Here is a 3399-nt window from a genome sequence, read left to right on the forward strand (position 1 = left end):
CGAGGTGGTCCATGGCCTGCCGTACGCCCTTGCCCTCGGCGGTGTGGACGAAGTCGACGTGGGTGTGCGGAACCCGGCGGCTGACGGAGACGGCGACCGTACGGCGCCCGAGTTCGTCGAGGAAGGAGGGCTCCGCGAACGAGCCGAGCAGGATCACCGCCTCGCAGCGGTGGCTGAGCAGTGCTTCCACGGCCTTCTGCTCGCTGCGGCCCTGGGTGGCGCCCGACAGCAGCACTTCGTAACCGAGGCGCTCGACCTCGGCGTAGATGCCCTCGATGAGGTCCGTGTGGAAGGTCTGGTGGACGGTGAACATCACGCCGAGCGTGCGGCTGCGGCCGCGGGCCAACAGCCGGGCCGCGCTGTCGGGGCGGTAGCCGATTTCGTCGGCGACCCGCAGCACTCGCTGTCGGGTCTCCTCGCTGGCCCCCGGCTGGTTGCGGAAGATGATGGAGACAAGCGCCCTGGAGACACCGGCCTTCTCGGCGACGTCCGCCATCGTGGGCCGCTGCTTGCCCGATGCATCCACGTGTGAACCCGCCCTTCGACACCGTCCACCTTGACCGGTGGAGTCGAAATCTCCCGGCAACAGACTATTGACATGACATTTGGACCAGGGTCATCGTACTCGCACTAGAGCGCGCTAGTAGAGCGCGACAGCAAACACCGTGAAACTCCCGATCTCGGGGTGAAGGGACACGTCATGGCAACGGCGCCAGGCCCGCTCCGCACCATCGCCGGCAACCTCTGCCTGGGCTCCGCCCCCGACTCCTGGGGCATCTGGTTCCCCGAGGACGAGCACCAGGTGCCGTACACCCGCTTCCTCGACGAACTGGCCACGGCCGGTTACGAATGGCTGGAGCTCGGCCCGTACGGCTACCTCCCCACCGACCCGCAGCGCCTGAAGGAGGAGCTGGACGCCCGTGGTCTGCAGGTCTCCGGCGGCACCGCGTTCGGTGCGCTGCACCGGCCGGAGGCGTGGGACGAGATGCTCGCCCACGTCCGACAGGTCGCCGCACTGACCGCGGCCGCCGGCGCGCACCACCTCGTCCTCATCCCGCCCATGTACCGGGACGAGAAGACCGGCGCGTTCACCGAGTCGTCCGAGCTGACCGCCGACCAGTGGGCGGGCTTCGGCCGATCCGCCGACCGCCTCGGCAGGCTGCTGCTCGACGAGTACGGCGTACGGCTCGTCATCCATCCGCACGCCGACAGCCATATCCAGACCCAGCCGGAGATCGAGCGGCTGCTCAACGAGTCCGACTCGCGCTACACCAACCTCTGTCTGGACACCGGGCACGTGGCCTACGGCGGCGGCGACAACCTCGATCTGATCCGCCGCTTCGGCGAGCGCGTGGGCTACGTCCACATCAAGCAGATGGATCCCGAGGTGCTGGCCCAAGTCGCCGTCGAGGACCTGTCGTTCGGGGAGGCGGTCAAGCGCGGCGTGTGCGTGTCACCTCCCGCGGGCGTGCCGAATCCGGCCGACGTGGTGGCCGAACTCGCGCTGCTCGACGCCGAGTTGTTCGTCATCGTCGAGCAGGACCTGTACCCGTGCGCTCCCGAGGCACCGCTGCCCATCGCGGTCAGCACCCGCGAGCACCTGGCCATCTGCGGCATGACCGGAACCCGCCGCCCGCGCCTCGACCGGTAGGAGGGGCCATGGAGGTACTGAAGCAGGTACGGTCCCAGCAGCGCGCCGAGGCCGAGCTGCGCGAGGTGTCCGCACTCGCCGTCAAGGAGGATCAGCAGAAACTCGGCGGCTGGCAGGACATGAAGTCCACGCCCTGGCTGCGCCGGCTGATGTTCGTCGGGTTCGGCATCGCGATCGTGCAGCAGATCACCGGCGTCAACACGATCATGTACTACGGCACCCAGATCCTCACCGACGCCGGCTTCACCGCCGACAGCGCCCTGACCGCGAACATCGCCAACGGCGTCATCTCGGTGCTCGCCACCTTCGTCGGCATCTGGCTGCTCGGCCGCGTCCACCGCCGCCCCATGTTGATGACCGGTCAGACCGGCACGACAGCAGCTCTGTTGCTGATCGGTGTCTTCTCACTGGTGCTGCCTTCCGGTGACGGCCGGGCGTTCGCGGTACTCGCGATGACGGTCACCTTCCTCGCCTTCCAGCAGGGTGCGATCTCGCCGGTGACCTGGCTGATGCTCTCCGAGATCTTCCCGATGCGGATGCGCGGATTCGGGATGGGTGTCGCGGCGGTGGTGCTGTGGCTGACCAATTTCGCGATCGGCCTGGTCTTCCCGTCCCTGGTCTCCGGCATCGGGATCTCCAACACCTTCTTCCTCTTCGTGGTGGCGGGCGTCTTCTCGCTCGCCTTCGTCAAGCTCTACGTTCCCGAGACCAAGGGCCGCACCCTCGAAACCCTCGAAGCCGAACTCCGGGCGCGCTTCTCCTGATTTCCCCTGTCCCGCAGAAAGGATCACCAACCATGACTGTGCGCGTAGGGTTCATCGGCGTCGGCTGGATCGGCAAGGAGCACATCCGGCGCCTCACCCACACCGTCACAGGCGCCCGTGTCACCGCGGTCACCGACATCGACGCCGCCCGCGCCGAGGAGGCAGCGGCGCCGGTCGGTGCCCGTGTGCTGCCCGACGGCGCAGCCGTGATCGCGGCGGACGACGTCGACGCGGTCCTCGTGACGTCGTGGGGCCCGACCCACGCCGAACACGTGCTGAACGCGGTAGCCGCCGGGAAACCGGTGTTCTGCGAGAAGCCGCTGGCCACGACGGCCGAGGACTGCCTGAGGATCGTCGAGGCGGAGACGGCCCACGGCCGTCGCCTGGTCCAGGTCGGCTTCATGCGCCGCTACGACGCCGGATACCGGCAGATGAAGCAGGTCATCGACGCCGGTCGCATCGGTGAGCCGCTGATCGTGCACTGCGCCCACCGCAACCCGACGGTCCCGGAGTCGTACACCTCCGCCATGGCCGCCCTGGACACGGCCGTGCACGAGGTGGACGTACTGCGCTGGCTGCTCGACGACGAGATCGTCTCCACCCAGGTGGTCACGCCGCGCGCCACGAGCAAGCGGTTCGCGCACCTGAAGGACCCGCAGATCATGCTCTTCGAGACCGCCAAGGGCGTCCGCATCGACCTGGAGGTCTTCGTCAACTGCCAGTACGGCTACGACATCCAGTGCGAGGCGGTCGGCGAGGAGGGCCTGGTCCGCCTGCCCGACCCGGCCTCGGTCGGCCTGCGCAGCGCCGGGCAGCACAGCACGGAGGTTCTCACGGACTGGGTGGGCCGATTCTCGGACGCCTTCGACACCGAGTTCCGCGAGTGGATCGCGGGGATCGCCGCCGGCAACGAACCCACCGTCCCCTCGGCGTGGGACGGCTACGCGGCCACTGTCATCACGAGCGCGACCGTCGAGGCCCTGG

3 protein-coding genes and 1 pseudogene are annotated in these 3399 nt (G+C 68.5%); 3 read left to right on the forward strand and 1 reads right to left on the reverse strand.

Annotated features, from left to right (window positions below; translation table 11 throughout):
* Positions 1-496 (reverse strand): LacI family DNA-binding transcriptional regulator (locus O3Q52_RS50850; RefSeq protein WP_269655208.1); only part of this gene is annotated, 496 nt, incomplete at its 3' end.
* A gap of 204 nt (positions 497-700) precedes the next feature.
* Here O3Q52_RS50850 and O3Q52_RS50855 point away from each other — a divergent pair.
* The 3 genes and pseudogenes from O3Q52_RS50855 to O3Q52_RS50865 form a co-directional block, all read left to right on the forward strand.
* A complete protein-coding gene (locus O3Q52_RS50855; RefSeq protein ID WP_269655206.1) occupies positions 701-1651 on the forward strand; it encodes a TIM barrel protein in 951 nt (316 codons plus the stop codon).
* Positions 1652-1656: 5 nt separating this feature from the next.
* Positions 1657-2415, forward strand: a pseudogene (locus tag O3Q52_RS50860) (MFS transporter); the annotation flags it as partial.
* Positions 2416-2447: 32 nt separating this feature from the next.
* On the forward strand, positions 2448-3399 hold a 952-nt coding region (locus tag O3Q52_RS50865), incomplete at its 3' end, for a Gfo/Idh/MocA family protein (protein ID WP_269655207.1).

The sequence above is a fragment of the Streptomyces sp. ActVer genome (genome assembly GCF_027270795.1).
Lineage (GTDB): Bacteria > Actinomycetota > Actinomycetes > Streptomycetales > Streptomycetaceae > Streptomyces > Streptomyces umbrinus_A.

Coding starts and splice junctions, on each gene's coding strand:
- O3Q52_RS50855 (WP_269655206.1), top strand. CDS start 701: ATGGCAACGGCGCCAGGCCCGCTCCGCACCATCGCCGGCAACCTCTGC.